This window comes from Henriciella aquimarina (genome assembly GCF_002088975.1).
GTDB classification, from domain to species: Bacteria; Pseudomonadota; Alphaproteobacteria; order Caulobacterales; family Hyphomonadaceae; genus Henriciella; species Henriciella aquimarina.
Genome location: NZ_NCST01000039.1, coordinates 1 through 17,867 on the forward strand (window position 1 = coordinate 1; position 17,867 = coordinate 17,867).

15 protein-coding genes and 1 tRNA gene are annotated in these 17,867 nt (G+C 66.1%); 6 read left to right on the forward strand and 10 right to left on the reverse strand.

Annotated elements, in window-relative coordinates; translation table 11 throughout:
- Together B8784_RS06035 and B8784_RS06040 are read right to left on the reverse strand one after the other, a co-directional pair.
- The coding region (locus tag B8784_RS06035) for a transglycosylase domain-containing protein (RefSeq protein WP_199288576.1) at positions 1-1,069 on the reverse strand (1,069 nt) is incomplete at its 3' end.
- On the reverse strand, positions 1,066-5,970 hold the full coding sequence (locus B8784_RS06040; RefSeq protein WP_233355994.1) for an alpha-2-macroglobulin family protein: 4,905 nt from the start codon (positions 5,968-5,970) through the stop codon (positions 1,066-1,068). The genes B8784_RS06040 and B8784_RS06035, both read right to left, overlap by 4 nt.
- Before the next feature lie 141 nt (positions 5,971-6,111).
- Here B8784_RS06040 and B8784_RS06045 point away from each other — a divergent pair, with 141 nt between their 5' ends.
- From B8784_RS06045 to B8784_RS06055, 3 genes are all read left to right on the forward strand, one after another.
- The gene (locus tag B8784_RS06045; protein ID WP_084396703.1) at positions 6,112-7,314 is read left to right on the forward strand and encodes a BaiN/RdsA family NAD(P)/FAD-dependent oxidoreductase; all 1,203 of its coding nucleotides are present in this window, start codon (positions 6,112-6,114) and stop codon (positions 7,312-7,314) included.
- Between the two features lie 87 nt (positions 7,315-7,401).
- The gene (locus B8784_RS06050; protein WP_084396704.1) at positions 7,402-8,919 is read left to right on the forward strand and encodes a catalase; all 1,518 of its coding nucleotides are present in this window, start codon (positions 7,402-7,404) and stop codon (positions 8,917-8,919) included.
- A 139-nt stretch (positions 8,920-9,058) separates the two neighbouring features.
- The gene (locus B8784_RS06055; RefSeq protein ID WP_084396705.1) at positions 9,059-9,415 is read left to right on the forward strand and encodes a YbaN family protein; all 357 of its coding nucleotides are present in this window, start codon (positions 9,059-9,061) and stop codon (positions 9,413-9,415) included.
- Here B8784_RS06055 and B8784_RS06060 read toward each other — a convergent pair.
- Entirely contained in the window at positions 9,382-9,717 is a 336-nt protein-coding gene (locus B8784_RS06060) for an HNH endonuclease (protein WP_233355995.1), read from the reverse strand. The two genes, B8784_RS06055 and B8784_RS06060, sit on opposite strands and share 34 nt — an antisense overlap.
- A gap of 68 nt (positions 9,718-9,785) precedes the next feature.
- On the opposite strand from B8784_RS06060, the gene B8784_RS06065 reads away from it, so the two are divergent.
- Complete coding sequence (locus tag B8784_RS06065; RefSeq protein ID WP_084396706.1) at positions 9,786-10,988, forward strand: hypothetical protein; 1,203 nt, start codon at positions 9,786-9,788, stop codon at positions 10,986-10,988.
- Positions 10,989-10,992: 4 nt separating this feature from the next.
- Here B8784_RS06065 and B8784_RS21560 read toward each other — a convergent pair whose 3' ends face one another.
- From B8784_RS21560 to B8784_RS06080, 4 genes are all read right to left on the reverse strand, one after another.
- Positions 10,993-11,166, reverse strand: a complete 174-nt coding sequence (locus B8784_RS21560; RefSeq protein WP_158085602.1) for a hypothetical protein — start codon at positions 11,164-11,166, stop codon at positions 10,993-10,995.
- Positions 11,167-11,241: 75 nt separating this feature from the next.
- Positions 11,242-12,126 carry a bifunctional methylenetetrahydrofolate dehydrogenase/methenyltetrahydrofolate cyclohydrolase FolD gene (gene folD / locus B8784_RS06070; protein WP_084396707.1) on the reverse strand — a complete coding sequence of 295 codons (885 nt, stop codon included), beginning with the start codon at positions 12,124-12,126 and terminating at the stop codon, positions 11,242-11,244.
- Positions 12,119-12,406 carry a DUF167 family protein gene (locus B8784_RS06075; protein ID WP_084396708.1) on the reverse strand — a complete coding sequence of 96 codons (288 nt, stop codon included), beginning with the start codon at positions 12,404-12,406 and terminating at the stop codon, positions 12,119-12,121. The genes folD and B8784_RS06075 overlap by 8 nt, the downstream gene beginning before the upstream one ends.
- Before the next feature lie 10 nt (positions 12,407-12,416).
- A complete protein-coding gene (locus B8784_RS06080; RefSeq protein ID WP_084396709.1) occupies positions 12,417-12,707 on the reverse strand; it encodes a YggT family protein in 291 nt (96 codons plus the stop codon).
- A 164-nt stretch (positions 12,708-12,871) separates the two neighbouring features.
- Here B8784_RS06080 and B8784_RS06085 point away from each other — a divergent pair.
- A tRNA-Ala gene (locus B8784_RS06085) sits at positions 12,872-12,947 on the forward strand.
- Positions 12,948-13,069: 122 nt separating this feature from the next.
- Here the strand turns inward: B8784_RS06085 and B8784_RS06090 are convergent.
- Both B8784_RS06090 and B8784_RS06095 read right to left on the reverse strand, forming a co-directional pair.
- On the reverse strand, positions 13,070-14,764 hold the full coding sequence (locus tag B8784_RS06090; protein WP_233355996.1) for an alpha/beta hydrolase: 1,695 nt from the start codon (positions 14,762-14,764) through the stop codon (positions 13,070-13,072).
- Between the two features lie 95 nt (positions 14,765-14,859).
- Complete coding sequence (locus B8784_RS06095) at positions 14,860-16,005, reverse strand: acyl-CoA dehydrogenase family protein (RefSeq protein ID WP_084396711.1); 1,146 nt, start codon at positions 16,003-16,005, stop codon at positions 14,860-14,862.
- Between the two features lie 197 nt (positions 16,006-16,202).
- On the opposite strand from B8784_RS06095, the gene B8784_RS06100 reads away from it, so the two are divergent.
- Positions 16,203-17,432 (forward strand): MFS transporter, encoded by a 1,230-nt coding sequence (locus B8784_RS06100; RefSeq protein WP_084396712.1) that lies wholly within the window; start codon positions 16,203-16,205, stop codon positions 17,430-17,432.
- Here the strand turns inward: B8784_RS06100 and B8784_RS06105 are convergent.
- Positions 17,429-17,809: a VOC family protein gene (locus B8784_RS06105; RefSeq protein WP_084396713.1), complete on the reverse strand. Its 381-nt coding sequence runs from the start codon at positions 17,807-17,809 to the stop codon at positions 17,429-17,431. The genes B8784_RS06100 and B8784_RS06105 overlap by 4 nt on opposite strands.
- Positions 17,810-17,867: the final 58 nt, after the last annotated feature.

The following is a 17,867-nucleotide window of genomic DNA, read 5'->3' on the forward strand; positions in this document are numbered from 1 at the left end:
CGGAAATGCGCGTGTCGGGTGCCGCCGAGCCGTCATCGAAGGCCATGGCATAGATGAAGGGCTTCAGCGTCGAGCCGGGCGAGCGCGCCTGCGCGGTGAGGTCCAGCCAGCCGCCCGCCATGTCGCGCGAGGCCGAGCCGACAGCCGCGCGCACGCCCCGTGTCGGAATGTCGACCACGAGGATGGCCACCTGGGTCTGGTTCCCGAACTCTTTTGCATGTTCGAAGGCGAGCGCTTCCATTTCCCGCTGCAGCTTGGCGTCCAGCGTCGAGCGGACGTCTCCACCCGCCACCTCGGCGGCGCGCGCGGTCGCATGCCAGGCCTCTGCCGGGAAGGCATGGTCGCCGGTCGGCATGATCGAACTTCGCGCCTCTTCGGCGCGGGCGGCATCGAGATAGCCGAGCCGTTCGAGCTTGGCGACGATCGCCTTGCGCCCGGCATCGGCGCCTTTCGGGCGCAGATCCGGCCGGCGCACTTCAGGGCTTTGCGGCAACGCGATCAGCAGCGCGATCTGGTCATCCGACAACTGGTCCGGGGCGCGCCCGAAATAGCGCCAGCTCGCCGCGCGGATGCCTTCGATATTGCCCCCATAGGGCGTCAGGGTGAGATAGAGTTCGAGGATCTCTTCCTTCGACAGGCGCTGCTCGATCTGCCAGGCGCGGAACATCTCGATCAGCTTGGACGGGATTGTGCGCTCGCGCGGCTCCAGCAGGCGGGCGGTCTGCATCGTGATGGTCGAACCGCCGGAGACGATGCGCCCGGCCAGGGCCGAACTCCAGGCCGCGCGCACCATGCCGATCCAGTCGACGCCCCTGTGGCGCCAGAACCGCTGGTCCTCCACCTCAAGCAGTGACTCGATGAAGACCGGGTCGATCTCGTCCAGGTTGGCCTTGAAGCGCCAATAATGGTCCGGCGTCGGAATGGCGCGCAGCGGGCGGCCATCGCGGTCGGTGACCATGATGGAGACCGTCTCGCCCCGCTCCAGCGGCGGCGGGAAGACCCGGTCGAGGGCATAGGCGGCGGCCAGCACTGCCGCGAAGGCAATTGCCAGCCGCTTCAGCCAGATCATTTCTGTCCGCCTGTCGTTGCGTTCTGCGTGTCGATAGTGATGCGGCCCGGCGCCGAGCGGGCGAAGACGTCGGGGCGGTACATGTCCTCGGCGTTCACGCCCGGCATGGCGTAATTGCCCGGCGTCACCGCGCGCACGACATAGGCAAGCCGCACCGGCTCGTCACGTACATCGACGGCGGCGACGAAACGGTCATCGCGCGCTTCGGCGGTCTTGGCCTCGTCGATCTCGCCCAGCCAGGAGAAGGCGCCATCGGTGCCCTCGGACCGCTTGCCATCGGCGGGCTTCAGCACCGTCTCGATCTCGAAACCGGCGGGCAGCAGGTCGGCGACGATCACCGGATTGGTCCGCTTCTGCTCGGGATTCAGCTGCACTGAGACGACAAGCTGGTCGCCCTGACGCAGGCTGCCGAGATCGACAGACCGCCCGGTCATGGAACGGATCGATTTCGCCACGCGCAGCTTCGAGGAAACCGCCGGCGGTGGGCTCGACGGTTCGCCGCGCACCATCACGGTGCGGAACATGGGCGGGGAGCCCTCTTCCAGCGTGAAGCTGACATCGGCGGTCGCCTGCTCGTCATTCAGGACATAGCGGCGGTCATTATTGTTGCCGCGGCCCAGCCCCTCGACGCTGAGGCGCAGTTCGCCGGCCTCTTCATTCATGCCGTTAACGGCCAGCAGCGCGAAGGCCTTTTCCTGCGTCGTCAGCTCGCTCGGATCGGGCACATCCTCGCCCAGCCTTTCGGCAAGGCGGGCAACATGCTCGTTGAAGCCGGTCTCGGCGGCGAGCGCGAGCACGCCGGTCAGGTCACGCAGCGGCGTCTGGTAATAGTCGCCGTCATTCTCATAGCCGAGCGCCTCTTCCGCCGAGCTGAAGGCGCTATTGGCCCGCGAGCGGTCGCCCATATAGGAGAGCGCCGCGGCGATGTGGGCGCGCGCCAGCGGGCTCTCGATCTTGTCGAGTTCGCGGTCGTGCAGATAGCGCAGCCGGCTCATATCGGCCTTGCCGGCCTTGGCGAGCACATAGAGCGCATAGGCCGAGGAGCGGCGCATCAGCTTCTTCTCGGTGTCGCTGTGCCAGCGGCTTTCCCAGACATCGGTGTCATAGCCATAGGCGCGCCACGCATCACCCTGCGCAATCGCGCGCATCGACTCGTAAGCCCGGTCGAGCGCTTCCTGCGGAACTTCATAGCCCGCTTCGCTGGCGCGGTAGAGGAAGTCGGTCGTATAGGCGCCGAGCCAGGGCGTGGCATTGCGGTCACCCTCGCGCCATAGGCCGAAGGCGCCTTCGCCGGACTGACGATTCAGCACAGCGGTCACGGCTTCCTGCACCTGCGTCTTCACCGGCTCGCGGCTGTCTTCCTCCGCGCCCATGGCGACCAGCTGGTCTTCATAGAGCAGCGGCAGGGCACGGCTGATGGTCTGTTCGGTACAGCCATACGGATAGCGCGCCAGCGAGGCATAAAGCGCATTCGCATCCAGCGGCAGCGTCGAGAAGGTAATGCTCACCTCGGCGGTGTCGGCCACATAGCTCGCCAGCAGATTGTCCGGGATCGACCAGCTGTCGCCCACCTCCATCATGCTGGTCGAGATGCTGGTTGCCGGCAGCCAGGGCGAGCGCGCCTGGATCTTGTACTCGCGATTGACCGAATAGTTCTTCGGCCCGTCGACGCTGAGCTTGAGGTCGGCAATGCCGGTCGCGTCCGCCTTCACCGTGATGCCTTCGTCGACACGCTGGCCCTGCGGGATCTGGCGGGAGACCTGCTTGGCCGGAACGTCCAGCGGATTGGTCACGTCGAGTTCGGCGGTAAAGGTGCCCTCTTCCAGCTCGATATTGTCGATGGAGACCGTGGCCAGCGCCTCATCGCCCGGCGCCAGGAAGCGCGGCAGGATCAGGTCGGCCGGCGCCGGATCGCGCACCGTCATCGGCTGGCTCGCCGCGCCGAGGCCGGTCTCCGACCAGGCGACGGCCATCAGGCGCAGCTCGCCATTGAAGTCCGGCACATCGAAGGTGACCTTCGCCTTGCCGTTGCGCCCGACATCGACCAGGCCGGAGAACAGCGCCACCGTTTTGGTCGGCACCACGGTCAGGCCCTCGCCACCAAGCTGGTCGCCGCCGGTGCGCACTTCGGCCGGAAGCCCCATGTTCGGATCGAGCAGGCGGCCATAATCGTCATAGATATCAACGCCGAGCGCCTTCTTCCCGAAGTAATAGTCGACCGGGTCCGGGCTCTCGAACTTGGTGAGCCGCAGGATGCCTTCATCGACAGCCGCCAGCGTCAGCCAGATATGCTCGCCCGGCCCGCCGGAGACATCCACATCGATGGTGTGCTCGCGGCGCGGGCGCACCAGCTCCGGCGCGTCGATGGTGACATCGAAGGTGCGCTCATCCATGTCGAGCGGCACATAGCCGACGCCAACCGCGCGGCGCGGCTTCGACTGCACGACCGGGTCGCGCGGGGTGTAGACATTGACGAGCACATAGGCGCCCTCGCCCCATTCCTCGGTCACCGGCAGGGTGAACTGCGTGCCCTCGGCGGAGACATCGCGCGTCTGGACCGAAAGCACCTTGTCGGTCGCCACAACGATCTGCGCCTCGCCGTCATAGGGCGGGACGACGGTGATGGCCGCCGGACGCCCGGCAACGATCTTCTGCTCCTCGACGATCACCTGCACACGGTCGGGGGCCTCGACGCCTTCATCGGAGACATAGCCGCCCCAGCCGACATAGAATTGCGTGCTGGCTTCGGCCTGGGTGCCCTCGGCGCTGACGATCAGCTGGTGTTCGCCCCAGTCGAGCCCGTCGACGCTGATCGACTGCGTCGTGCCATCAGTATCGACCACGCCTTCATTGACGGTGCTGACCGTGCGCGAGCGGCGCCAGCGCCACTGGCCGTCCTCGCGGTACCAGTCATAGTGATAGTCGATGGAAATGACTTTCCAGGAGAGCTCTGTCTCGACAATCGCACCGCTGGCATCCACGGCGGCGAGGTCGAACTTCACCGGCTCGTCCTTGTCGGCGCGCCCGTCGAAATCCTCCTTGATGCCGAGATAGAGGTCACGCGGGCGGTACGGGATGCGCACGCTCTCGGTGACGGCACGACCGCCCGGTTCGAGCACGCTGACATTGGTGTTGAGCCTGAGCGGGCGGTCGGACTCGCTGCCACGATTGCCGGGCGAGAGCTGCAGCGTCGCCTTGCCGGCGCCGTCGCTCGTGCGGTCGTCGAGTTCGATGATCTGTTCGTTGAAGGTCGCGTCATGGCGCCCGAAATCGAAGCCGTCAAACGCCTCGAACGGGCTCGGATCGGGCTCGACCCGCGCCTGGGTCTGCACCGTCAGCCCGGCGCCCGGCGCACCATAGAGGAAGCGGGAATCCACCTCGATCTGGCGGGTCTCGCCGGCACGGATCGGGGTGTCCTCATCGGTCTCCAGCTCCACGGCAATGCGCTGCGGGACGAAGTCCTCGACCGCGAAGCGCAAGCTGCCGGCCTCGCCCAGCCCGTCAATCTCGAGCGCGGCGCGCCACATGCCGCGCGAGGCGGTTTTGGCGAGCTTGAAGTCCCACTGGATCGCCCCGCCCTCGGCATTCGGGAAGCGGTAGCGGTCGGCTTCCAGCCCGTTCGGGCGGTAGATGACGAGATTGCCGGCGCGGTTCTCGATCGCTTCGGCGGCGCGATCACGCATCATGGCGGTGAGGTGGACCACCTCGCCCGGGCGGTAGATGCCGCGGTCGCCATAGACATAGCCATCGACCAGGCCGGGCGTCCGCCGCCCGCCTGTGTGTTCTTCCGACAGGTCGACCGGCGCGCGCGTCAGGTCGAGGACGGCCAGATCGCCTTTCGCGCCGAAGGCCATGACCATGCGCGGGGCCATATTGCCCTCGCCATTGAGCAGCGGCGCGGCAAAACGCACGCGGCCCTCATCATTGGTCTCGCTCTGGCCGAGGATCTCGTTGTTGAAAGCGATCAGCTGGACGCGCGTATTCGGCAGGACCTCGCCATCCTGCAGCGAGCGCAGGGTCACATCGAGACCCTCCTCGCCGCGATAGGCCGTCAGCGCCAGATTGGTCAGCATGATCCAGCGGCGCGCAGACGCGGCCGGGCCGTCATAGCGGTTGATGTCCTTGGCGTCCTGCAGCTCGACGAAATAGGAGCCGGGCTTCAGCTCGCCGATGACATCGGGCAGCGGAAAGACCGTCGTCACCGGCGCATTGGTGACATTGTCGATCTCCATCGTGCCGGACCAGACCTCGCTGGAGACATCGCGCGGGTCGTCTTCGCCGTAGAGGTAGGAATAGCGCCCCTGCGGAGCTTCCTGGCCCTGGCTGATCTTCTTGAAGGCAAGCGCGCGATCATTCACGCGGTAGACCGTGACCTTCACCTCCTCGACATTCACCGTCTCGATGGGCAGGCCGTCGGCATCGTCGCGCGGCAGGATCACCCCGGCGCCCTTGAAGCCGACATAGGGCGGGCGGTCCTCGAAGCTGATCTGGACGTCTTCCTCGCGTTCGATCTCGCGCCCGTCGGCGCCCGGCAGGCCTTCCAGAATGGTCGCGGTATAGCTCTGCGCGAAGTCGAGCCCTTCCAGGCAGAGCTCGCGGCCCTCGACGCTATAGGCCGGGCGCACGGCCGGCTGCATGCGGATATAGGTGGAATAGTCGACATCCGGGTCGAGCGGCTGGGAGAAGACCAGGCAGGCGCGCGGCTGGTTGCCGCTCGTATCCGGGGCATAGCGGAAATAGGTGAACTCATTTTCTTCCTGCGCGGCGAGCTTCTGGCGCTGCTCTTCGCGCCGCTCGGCGGCCCGCTGATCGGCCGGGGAACGTTCGACGACCTGGCCGCCGGCGTCTTCCGGAACAGCTGTTGGGGGTTCGTCGCCACCGCCGCACGCGGCAAGGGCCATGAACAGTCCTGCGAGAATTAGGCCCCTTGCCCGAATAGTGCGCCCGGTCATCGTCCGAATCCTCCCTGTGTGAGCGAATACCTTTACAGGAAGTTGCTGTGCCGCCAACAGGGCGGGAATTGGACTTTTTAAGGAATTTTCATTCTGGCCGAACGGTTTGAAACCATAGTTTTAGGCGCCGGTGCCGCCGGGCTTTTCTGCGCCGCACGGGCGGGCGCGCACGGACAATCCGTGTGCGTCATCGACCATGCCGCCAAACCGGCCGAGAAAGTGCGCATCTCCGGCGGCGGGCGGTGCAACTTCACCAATATCCACACCACGCCTGCGAACTTCCTTTCCGAAAACCCGCATTTCGCCAAGTCGGCGCTCGCGCGCTACACGCCCTGGGATTTCTGCGACCTCGTCGCCCGCCACGGCCTGACCTGGCATGAGAAGACGCTGGGCCAGCTCTTTTGCGACCAGAGGAGCGGCGCCATCATCCAGATGCTGCTGGACGAACTCGATGCCGTGAACGGCACGCTGCGCCTGTCGACCAGTCTCTCCGAGGTACGCCACGCCGACGGGCGCTTCCATGTCGAGACGAGCGGGGGCGCGCTCATCGCCGACAACCTCGTCGTTGCCACGGGCGGGCTTTCCATTCCGAAGATGGGGGCCTCGGGGCTCGCCTATGACCTTGCCCGCCAGTTCGGCCATGACATCGTGTCGACCCGCCCGGCGCTTGTGCCCTTCACCTTTACCGGCGCTTTGAAAGACACCTTCTCCGGGCTCTCCGGTGTGGCCTGCCCGGTCGATGCGCAGGCCGCCCGCGGGCCGGACTTTCACGAGGCGATGCTGTTTACCCATCGCGGGCTATCCGGCCCGGCCATGCTGCAGGTCTCCTCCTACTGGCGCGAGACCGAAGCCCTCTCCATCGATCTTGCCCCCGGCTGGTCGGTGGTCGACGCGCTGAACGAGGCCAAGGCCAACAGCCCGAAGCAGCGCCTGTCGACCTGGCTGTCGGGCCACTACCCCGACCGGCTGGCCGCCGAAATCGCCGGCTGGCCGGGCGTGCCGGGCGAGAAACAGCTGGCCAATCTCTCCAGGGCCGAGACCGACCAGCTCGCCATCACGCTCAAGAAATGGCGGATCACGCCCGCCGGGACCGAGGGCTGGCGCACCGCCGAAGTCACCGCTGGCGGCATCTCCACCGACGGGCTTTCCTCGCGCAGCCTGGAGAGCAAGACCGTGCCCGGGCTCTATTTCATCGGCGAATGCGTGGATGTGACCGGCTGGCTCGGCGGCTACAATTTCCAGTGGGCCTGGGCGAGCGCGGCTGCCGCCGGTGAGGCGCTCGCGTCTCATTGAACGAGACTATAGCTCTGCCTCCATTATCAATGGAAACATGATGCCTCCCTTTCGTTGGACCTGTTCACCCAGCAAAGGAGATGCCCCATGGCCGACAAGAGCAAGACGTTCACCACAACCGCCGGGGCGCCCTGGCCGAACAATCAGGACTCGATCACGGCCGGCGAGCGCGGGCCGCTCCTGATGCAGGACTACCAGCTGCTGGAAAAGCTCGCCCACCAGAACCGCGAGCGCATTCCGGAACGCACCGTTCACGCCAAGGGCTGGGGCGCGCATGGCGAGCTGGTCATCACCGGAGACATCTCGAAATACACCAGGGCGAAATGCCTGCAGCCCGGCGCGAAAACGCCGATGATTGCCCGCTTCTCGACCGTCGCCGGTGAGCGCGGCGCCGCCGATCATGAGCGTGACGTGCGCGGCTTCGCCCTGAAATTCTACACCGAGGAAGGCAACTGGGACATGGTCGGCAACAACACGCCGGTCTTCTTCGTGCGCGACCCGTACAAGTTCCCCGACTTCATCCACACCCAGAAACGCCATCCCAAGACGAATATGCGCTCCCCGACGGCGATGTGGGATTTCTGGTCGCTCTCGCCGGAAAGCCTGCACCAGGTCACCATCCTGATGTCGGACCGGGGCCTGCCGGTCAGCCCGATGCACATGAACGGCTATGGCTCGCACACCTTCTCGCTCTGGAATGATGCCGGCGAGCGCTTCTGGGTGAAGTTCCACTTCAAGACCCAGCAAGGCCACGAACATTACACCAATGACGAGGCCGAACAGGTCACCGGCAAGACCCGCGAGGGCTATCAGGAACGGCTGTACAATTCCATCGAGGACGGGAAATTCCCGCGCTGGAGCTTCCAGATCCAGGTGATGAGCGAGGAAGACGCCTATAAGTGCGACTTCAACCCGTTCGACCTCACCAAGGTCTGGCCGCATGCCGATTTCCCGCCCATCGAGGTCGGCTATTTCGAACTCAACCGGAACCCGGAAAACTATTTCGCCGAGATCGAGAACGCAGCCTTCTCGCCCTCGAATACCGTGCCGGGCATCTCCTGGTCGCCGGACAAGATGCTGCAGGCGCGCATCTTCGCCTATGCCGACGCCCACCGCTACCGCCTGGGCACGCATTATGAGCAGATCCCGGTCAACCGCCCGAAATGCCCGGTCCATCACTATCACATGGATGGCGAGATGAACGTCTATGGCGGCATCAAGACAGGCGATCCGAACGCCTATTACGAGCCGAACTCCATGAACGGCCCGACCGAGGTGCCTTCAGCACAGGAACCGCCGCTCAAGGTTTCCGGCGATGCCGACCGGTACAATCACCGCGAAGGCCATGACGATTACAGCCAGGTTCGCACCCTCTTCGAGAAGGTCCTCGAGGACGACGAGAAAGAACGGCTTTTCATGAACATCGCCGGGACGTGGGGCGATGTGCCAGACTATATCTGCGAGCGCCAGCTGGCCGAGTTCAAGAAGGTTCACCCCGACTATGAGGCCGGCGTGCGCAAGGCCTGGGAAAAGGTCCGCGCCGAGGGCGGCTACAAACCGAACGCGGCGCCTGTGACCGAGAACACCCCGCAAGCCGCGGAATAATCCCGACAGGGCCCGGGAGGCCCGTTGACTGGCGGGCGGAGACCTCCGGTATTTGCCGGATGGTCCGCCCGCCTCTTTTATGCGAGAACCATTCGCAACAACCTGCCGCCACGCACAGACCTGAGAGGGCCGGGCTTTGATGATCGCTAGACTGCTCGGCTTCCTGTTCCTTGCGCTCGGGGCCATCGGGATATTCCTGCCCGTCTGGCCGACGACCATCTTCTGGATCATCGCCGCGCTCGCCTTTACCCGCTCCAGCCCGGCCATGCGCGACTGGATCTATGCCCGCCCGAAGCTGGGCCCGCCCATCCGCGACTTTGTCGAACAGGGCACGCTGTCGCGCGCCTCCAAGACCGGGGCGATTGCAGGCATGAGCCTCGCCGCCGCGATCAGCACCGCGCTTCTCTGGGGCCGCTGGACCTGGATCGCCGTCGCGCTCGGCCTGATCGCCGTCGGCATGGCCTATGTCCTGACGCGGCCGAGCGAGCCTGTCTGAGCCTTTCCCTTGCGCTTGTTACAGCGCGCATGAGCGAGTTGGAGATTCTCGGCCCGGTCCGGGCCGCCAGCCGCGCGCGGAATAATATGGTCGAAAGTCGGGCGCTCCTTCTTCCAGATCGCGGCATGGGCGACCTCGAAACGTGAGCGCGGCATGGCCTTGCCGCAAAGCGCGCAGTCGCCGGCCTGGGCCTGCCAGAGCCGGGCGAACAGATCGGTCTGCGGCGGGGTGATGGGCTGGCTCATGCCGCCTGTCTGCGACACCTGCCCCGCCAAGTCGAGCCCGCCGCCTGCGGCGCTCATGCCGCTTTGACGCCAACAGGCCGGCTTGCTACTGGCAAGCCTCCTCCGCCCAGCCGCAGGGCCATCCCATGCCGACCACACTTGTCCTGATCGCCGCGTCGATTGCTTTCGCGGTTTATTTCTTCCGCCCGCGAATGCTGGGCTCGAACTTCTGGCGCGCCACGGTGACACCGCTGGCCTCGATTGTCGGCTCGGGCTTCCTGATCGCCGGCCCGATCCTCTATGACGCCGCCGGCACCATGGCCTGGCTCGCCATGCTGGGGCTGTGCGGGCTGGCCTATCTCTTCGGCGCGGCTGTGCGCGAGAATATCCTGCACATCGAGGATGCCCAGCGCACACCGCTCCAGGGCTTCGTCAACGAGGCCGCCGGCCTGGTGCTGGCCGGCGCCTATTTCATCTCGGTCGCCTATTATCTCAACCTCTTCGCCGCCTTCGGCCTGCGCCTTGGCGACATCACCGACCCGTTCATCATCCGTATCGTGGCGACCAGCGCGATTGCGGCCATCGGGGCCACCGGCGCGTTTGGCGGGCTCGGCGCGCTGGAAAGCCTTGAAGTCGGCACGGTCGGGCTGAAGCTGTCGGTCATTGGCGGCCTGCTCGTCACCATGGCGCTCGCCGCCGCCGCCACCTGGCTGTCCGGCGAGAGCTTTCCCCAGCACGAATTCGCCGCCCAGCGCGGCTGGGACGAGATCCGCACCATTCTCGGTCTTGTCGTGCTGGTGCAGGGCTTCGAGACGTCGCGCTATCTCGGGGGCAAATACGATGCGGAGATGCGGGTGCGCACCATGCGGCGCGCACAATGGATCGCGATGGGCATCTATGTCGTCTTCATCACGCTGTTCCTGCCCTATTTCACCGGCGAGGTGAAAGGCGAAGGCGCCGAAACGGCCATCATCGACATGCTCGCCCCGCTCAGCATCGCGGTGACGCCTCTGCTCATCGCCGCCGCGCTCGCCTCGCAATCCTCCGCCGCGATTGCCGACACGAATGGCGCCGGCGGCCTGATCGCCGAAGCCTCGCGCCGGCGGGTGCCGGTCAAGGCCGCCTATCTGCTGACGGCGGCCGTCGCCATCGTGATGACCTGGGGCTTCCACATCTTCGAGATCATCACCTGGGCCTCGCGCGCCTTTGTCGCCTATTACGCCCTGCAGGCCTTCCTCGCCTCCAGCGCGGCGGCCCAGCGTGGCGCCTGGGCCAAGGCCGGGCTTTATGGCGCGGCCTGCCTGCTGGCGGTCACGATCATTTTCGTCGCCAAGCCCGCCGAAGCCTGACGGTCTAGTCGCCGCCGCGTTTCGCCAGCAGCAGCAAGAGCGTGATCACGCCGCCGGCAATCGCCACGGCCACGACGAAGATAAAGGCGATGCTGGCGGCCACCATGACGATGACAGCCAGGACCGTCAGGAGAAAGACGAACCCGGCCCATCCGAGAAACGTACGCGGCTTTTCCATGATCAGCTCCCTGTAACCCCTGCCCCAACGCACGAGACGGGCGGCGGGTTCTCATGGGGGCACACAAGGGAGCGCTCAGAAGCCTTTCGGCAGCTCCCAGCCACGGCGGTAGCACGCCGCGATCACCGTGTTGCGCAACAGGCAGGCAATCGTCATCGGGCCGACCCCGCCCGGCACCGGCGTGATATGCCCGGCCACGGGCTCGCACTCGGCAAAGTCGGCATCGCCGACAAGCCGCGTCTTGCCCTCGCCGCGTTCCGGCGCATCGATACGGTTGATGCCGACATCGATAACCACCGCGCCCGGCTTCACCCAGTCGCCCTTGACCATTTTCGCGCGGCCAACAGCCGGCACGAGAATGTCGGCGGTCCGGCAGAGCGCCTCGAGATCCTTCGTGCGCGAATGCGCGATGGTGACGGTGCAGTTCTCGGCCAGGAAGAGCAGAGCCGCCGGCTTTCCGACCAGGATGGAGCGGCCGATCACGACGACATTCCTGCCCGACAGGTCCTCGCCCAGCGCGCTTTTCGCGAGGATGACGCAGCCGGTCGGCGTGCAGGGCCGAAGCCCCGGCTTGCCCAGCACCAGTCGCCCGGCACTCGCCTCGGTCAGCCCGTCGACATCCTTGGCCGGGTTGATGCATTCGATGGCACGCTGCTCGTCGAGCCCGTCCGGCAAGGGCAGCTGCAGGAGGATCCCGTCGACATCCGGATCGGCATTCAGCCGCGAGATCAGGTCTTCCACCTCGGCCTGGGCCGCATCGGCGGGCAGGTGGTAATGCAGCGAGCGCATGCCCGTCTCTTCGGTCTGCTTCACCTTGTTGCGGACATAGACCTGGCTGGCCGGATCTTCCCCGACGAGGACGACGGCCAGCGCCGGCTTGCCCGGCAGGCCGGAAACGGCCTCTGCCACCTTTGCCCGTACCTGTGCTGCGACCTGTTTGCCATCGATGCGTTCAGCCATCCGCGCTCATCCATTCGCTGATCAGGCGCTCGGCGGCGCCCGAAGGGTCTTCAATGTCCACGCCCTTAATCCGGCTCGTCTCGCCGGTCACCACCCGGACCGCAGATTTCGCAAGCTTCAGGCGTTTCGCCAGCAGCTTCTCGACCGCCCGGTTGGCCTTGCCGCCCTCGGGTACGGCGCGGACCTTCACCTTCAGGAACTCGCGGCCGGCATCGTCCACCATCCGGCCCAGGATCGCATCGGCCGAAGCGTTTGGCGTCACCCGGACAGTCAGGCGCATGAGCCCCTCGTCAGACCACGTTCGGATAGACGTAATAGGCGATCACCCGCTGCAGGAAAATGATGATCAGGATCAGCACGAGCGGCGACAGGTCGATCCCGCTCATGCGCGGCAAGGCATTGCGGATCGGCCGGCACAGGGGCTCGGTGATCTGGTAGAGGAAATTCCACACGGAGGCGACGAACTGGTTGCGTGTGTTCACGACATTGAAGGCGATCAGCCAGGACAGGATGGCCTGGATAATCAGCACCCAGATGCCGAGTTGGAGGATGATCATGACGATATCGAGAAGGGCGCGCAAAGTGTCTCTCCATTGCTTTCAACGGCCTGACTAGGCCAATTCGCCAAGCCTCCGCAATATGGGGCGGCAATTCGCGCATGTCACAAGGCAGTGACAGCCCGACGCAACAGAGCGCTTGACTTGCCCGCGCCAGCTTCTCAGATAAGCGCCGTCCGAGTGACATCGGGGCCATAGCTCAGTTGGGAGAGCGCGTCGTTCGCAATGACGAGGTCGGCGGTTCGATTCCGCCTGGCTCCACCATTCAAATCCCGGTTCGCTTCGTGAAAAAAATCGATCCAGTGGGTCGATTTTAGGATTTGAATGCCCCGGCAGGGGCTTTCATACTTCGATTCCGTCTCGCCGCTCCGCGCCATGAATCGTGCTCAGGGCTCGTCTTCTTCCGGTCCGTACCGGTCCCCGCACCCTTTCTGGAATCCGTTGTCGCAATAGGCCATCAGCCGCCTTGTCTCGGCTGGCGTCCAGGGCTCGGGCGCCGTCACCGCCGCCCAGGGCTGGACATAGTCGGGCGCGTAATAGGTGTGGCCATGCCCGGATGGGGCCGTGGTCGCCAGCGCCAGGTCCACCGCGAGCTGGAACTGCGTCACGATCGGCACAAAGCGCAGGTCCGGCGAGACGTCGGGCGCCGGCGGCTCGCGCATCCATTGCGGCGCCCGGAACAGGGAGGTCGGCTCGTAGAAGACGATCGGATCGCTGGAATATTGCAGAAACACGATCCGCGTCTGCCCCCAGCCCTCATCGCCCGTCGCCCCCTTGTAATGGGAGGCAAAGCGCACGACCCGGCCATTGCCGAGTTCCGGCAGGACATAGGGGCTGTCCTCATTGCGCTGCGCGGTAATCCCGCGCCACACCTGCGACGGGAAAGGCGGCCCGGCCCACAGCGCGCCATCGATCGGCTCGTCGAGAAGCTCGTAAAGCCCCGTCCCGTACATTGAGGCCCAGGCGCCGAGACTGAGCCCGTGCATATAGAGGCGCGGGCGCGTCTCTTCCGGCAGGGTGCGCCAGTAAGCGTGGATCGTCCCGATCAGCGTGCGGGCCTGGTCGAGCCCGACATGCGACTCAAGCATCAGGGCCAGCGGGGATTGCAGGTAGGAGTATTGCGCCGCCACCGTCGCAATGTCGCCGCCATGCATGTACTCCACCGTCTCGATCGCGCCCGGATCGAGCCAGCCGGTGCCGGTCGGCAGCGCGACGATCAGCACCTCCCGGTCAAACCCGCCGAGACGCTTGAGTTCCGCCAGGGCGATCTCCGCGCGCTCCTCGGGTGTGTCGGCCTCTGCCAGCCCGACATAGACGCGGACCGGGTCCTGCGCAGGGCGCCCGGTAAAGGCGGAGATATCGTCTGCATCCGGCCCGCCGGTGACGAAATCCCGGCCGGGCTTGCCCAGCGCGCGCCAGTCGATCAGTGAGCCCTCCCCGCCGGTAACCCGCGTGCCGGCCGGGGCTGCGGGGGCCATGTCGAACAGTTGCTGGGCCATGGTGTAGGAACGGTCGAATCCGGAAATCGCCCGGTCGACGATGCCGTCCATGGTGACGATGAAGAGCACGGCGACCAGCAGGATCAGACCCGCAATATTGGCCGTCCGGCGCGGCATGTAGCGATCGAGCCGGTTTCGCAGGAGATCGAACAGGATGCGCAGGCCGGTGCCGAGCAGGACCAGCACGGCGAAGACGATCACGGCGAGCAGGACGATCCGCAGGCCGTGGGCGGTGTCCAGCAGCTCCATGCCCATCCGTTCGCGAATGCCGTTCTGCCAGCCGCGCACCTGGGCAAGGCAGACGATGACGAGGAGGCTGACCGGCACCGCGATGATTGCATGGCCGATCCGTGCAAGCCGGCCGCTCAGAACGGGCAGTTCCGTAACCCACCAGACGACCAGCGCGAACCGGCCCAGCATGTAGCCGAGCGCCATCAGGAAGCCGCCAAGAATGCCCTGGACCAGCCAGGTCCGGGGAATGAGCGAGGGCGTCAGCGAGACCGCGAAGAACACCAGCCCCAGGAAAAGCGGCAGCATGTACAGGCCGAGCGGGCGGCGGGACAGCACGGCCTTGCGTCTCAATCCTGCCCTCCCTTTCCGCATGAATACGGGCTTGGTGAAGTGCGATTAGAACGCCAGTCCCCCGGCCGCGTCAATTGCCCGCCGGGGCCCAAGCCTCATGCGCAGCCGATAAGGCGCGCCATGGTGTTGCGGTGGATTTCGCTGGTGCCGGAATAGATGGTGGCCGCACGGTTGGCGAGATAGCGCGGCAGAGCCAGTGGCGCCCCGGGCCCGCCATCGAGCGCGGCCGCGTTGATCGCCTGTTGCAGTTCGGTCGCGAGCACTTTCAGCATCGACGCCGTCAGCGGCGTCACCGCCCCCTGGGCCTCGCTCGCCTTTCGCGCCGAGAGCGCTTCGAAGGTGTCGAGCCGCATCTCCAGCGCGGCCAGCCGTGCCGCAAGGGCCGGGTCGGCGCCGTCCGCCCCGAGGGAGTGTTTGGCCGCCCGCAGCGCCCGGCGCAGGCGGCCGGGTGTGGTATTGTTCGAGCGGGCAATCGTCATCAGCGTGCGCGCCGCCGTCCAGCCATCGCCGATCTCGCCAATCCGGTCGCTGGCCGGGGTGCGCACATCGGTGAAGAAGACCTGGCAGGTCTCGCAGGTGCCGTCGATGAAGCGGATCGGGCGGACCTCGATGCCCGGCCGGTCCATCTCGACCAGCAGGAAGACAAGCCCGTCCTTGCCGCTCGCGGCCGGGTCGCAGCGGGCCAGCAGGAACATATGGGTGGCGTCATTGGTGAGGCTCGTCCAGATCTTGCTTCCATTGAGGACGAAGTCGTCACCATCGCGCTCGGCGCGCAGCTGCAGGGCGGTCAGGTCGGAGCCGGCCTGCGGTTCGGAATAGCCCTGACACCATTCATGCGCGCCGGTCAGGATGGCCGGCAGATAGGCCTGTTTCTGGTCTTCGCGCCCCATCGCCATGATGAGCGGGCCGATGGTGCGGATGCCGGAGCTATACACGATGGGCGCATCCTGATCGGCACACGCGGTCTCGAAATAGAGCTGCTCGGCCGCGCTCCAGCCGGTGCCGCCATGCTCGACCGGCCAGGAGGGCGCCGCCCAGCCGCGCGCGTGAAGTTTCTCCTGCCAGAGCTTGCTGGCCCAGCGCGGCGATTTCAGCCCCACCGTCTCGCGCCCGGCCTGACGCAGCGCGTCGGTCAGCGCGTCGGCGAGGAAGCCGTTCACCGCCTCGCGGAACGTCTGGCTCACGCCATCGTCGCGTACGCGCTGGCGTGCATCGGGGCTCACAGGAAAATTGCCGTCCATCTCGGCCTCTTGGCATCCGGAAGGCCAGCAGTCTGCCATGCGCGGGGCCATGCCAAATACGGGGAGTTACGGATGACGTAGCGAGGGGCCACGCGGCGGAAAGCAGCGCTCTGACCGGCTTTTGCCGCCCCCTTCCCCGACGCCCGGCTTGCTGCCTGCGACGGCGCGCGCCACTGTGGCATCGGGAGGAGTGTCAGATGACGGCACCAGCGATGGACACGGAGATGCCGCTCAGGCCGCTTTCGGGCCTGCAGAAGCTCACCATCGCCCTCGGCAGTGTCGCGCTGGGCGCAGGCATGACCGTCAATTTCGTGGTCGTCGCCCCCCTCGCACGCGAAGCCGGGCTGAGCGAAGTCCAGGTCGCCGGCATCCTGACGCTGTCGGCGGCCGTCTATGCCCTGATGATCCCGCAATGGGGCCGCCTCGCCGACCGGTTCGGCCGCAAGCGGGTCATGGTGTTTTCATTGCTCGCCATGGCCGGCACGACCGCGCTCTTCGTGTTCGCGCTGGAAGCGGCCCTGGCCGGGCTGGTGACGGGGCTGTCGACCTTCTTCCTGCTGGTCTTTACCCGGCTCATCTTCGGCTTTCTCTCGCCTGGCCTGCAGCCGGCGTCGATGGCGGCGCTGACGGATGCCAGCACGACGGAAACCCGCGCGGGCAATCTCGGCATGCTTGGCGCAGCCGTTGGCCTCGGCTCCATTCTCGGGCCCGCCGGGGCGAGCGTGCTGGCCGAACTGGGGGCGCTCGCCCCGATCTGGGGCTCGATCACCTTCTGTGTGATCGCTGCGGTGGTGATCGGCTTTGCCCTGCCGCCCTCGCGCGGCAACCGGTCGACCTCCCGTCCGGAACCCTTGCGCATGCGCGATCCTCGCGTCCTGCCGCACCTCGTCTTCCTGTTCAGCTATTTCGTCGCCGTCGGCGCCATCCAGCAGACCCTCGCCTGGCTGATCGAGGACCGCTACGGCCTCGCCAAGGCCGACAGCGTGCAGGCGACGGGGATCGCGTTCGCCTGCATGTCGGTGGCCCTGATCACCGTGCAGTTCGGCTATGTCCAGCCCTTCCGGCCGGACCCGAAACGCATCCTGCCGGTCGGGCTGCTCTGCATCATGACCGGCTATGTCTCTGCCGCCGCCTTCACGCCTTTCCCGGCCGTCTGCATCGCCTTTGCCCTGGTCGGGACCGGCTCGGCGCTCGCCGTGCCTGCCGCCAATGCGCTCGGCAGCCTGTCTGTGGAGCGCCACGAACAGGGCAGCGCCGCCGCCCTGCTCTCGGCCGCCCCGCCCTCAGGCTTCGTCTTCGGCCCGCTGCTGGGCGCGACGCTCTACTCTGTCGAGCACCGCCTGCCGCTCGTCATCAGCGCGGCCATGATGGCGAGCCTCTTTGCCTACCGGCTCTACCGCAATGCACGCGGCAACGAGCCCGGCTAGCCGGGCTGGACCATGGTGAAGGCATTGAGCTTGTTGCCATCCGGATCGCGGAAATAGGCGGCATAGAACCCGTCATCGCCGCGCGGGCCCGGCGCGCCTTCATCGGTGCCGCCATTGGCGAGCGCTGTCTCATAGACCTTCTGGACCTGCGCCTCGTCTTTCGCCTCAAGCGCGACCATAACGCCGTTTCCGACGCTCGCCGGCTTGCCGTCGAAGGGCTTGGTCAGGCCGATGCCCGCGCCGCCGCCCTGCTCGCCCCAGGCGATGAACTCGTCGAATTCCATCATCCGCCCGACGCCCAGCGCGCCGCAGACCGCGTCATAGAATTTCGCGCCTTTCTCAAGGTCCTTCGTTCCCAGTGTCACATAGCCGATCATGTCCCGTCCTCCTTGTCTGGACGGCAGGAACATTATGCGAACATTTGGGCCCGCGCAA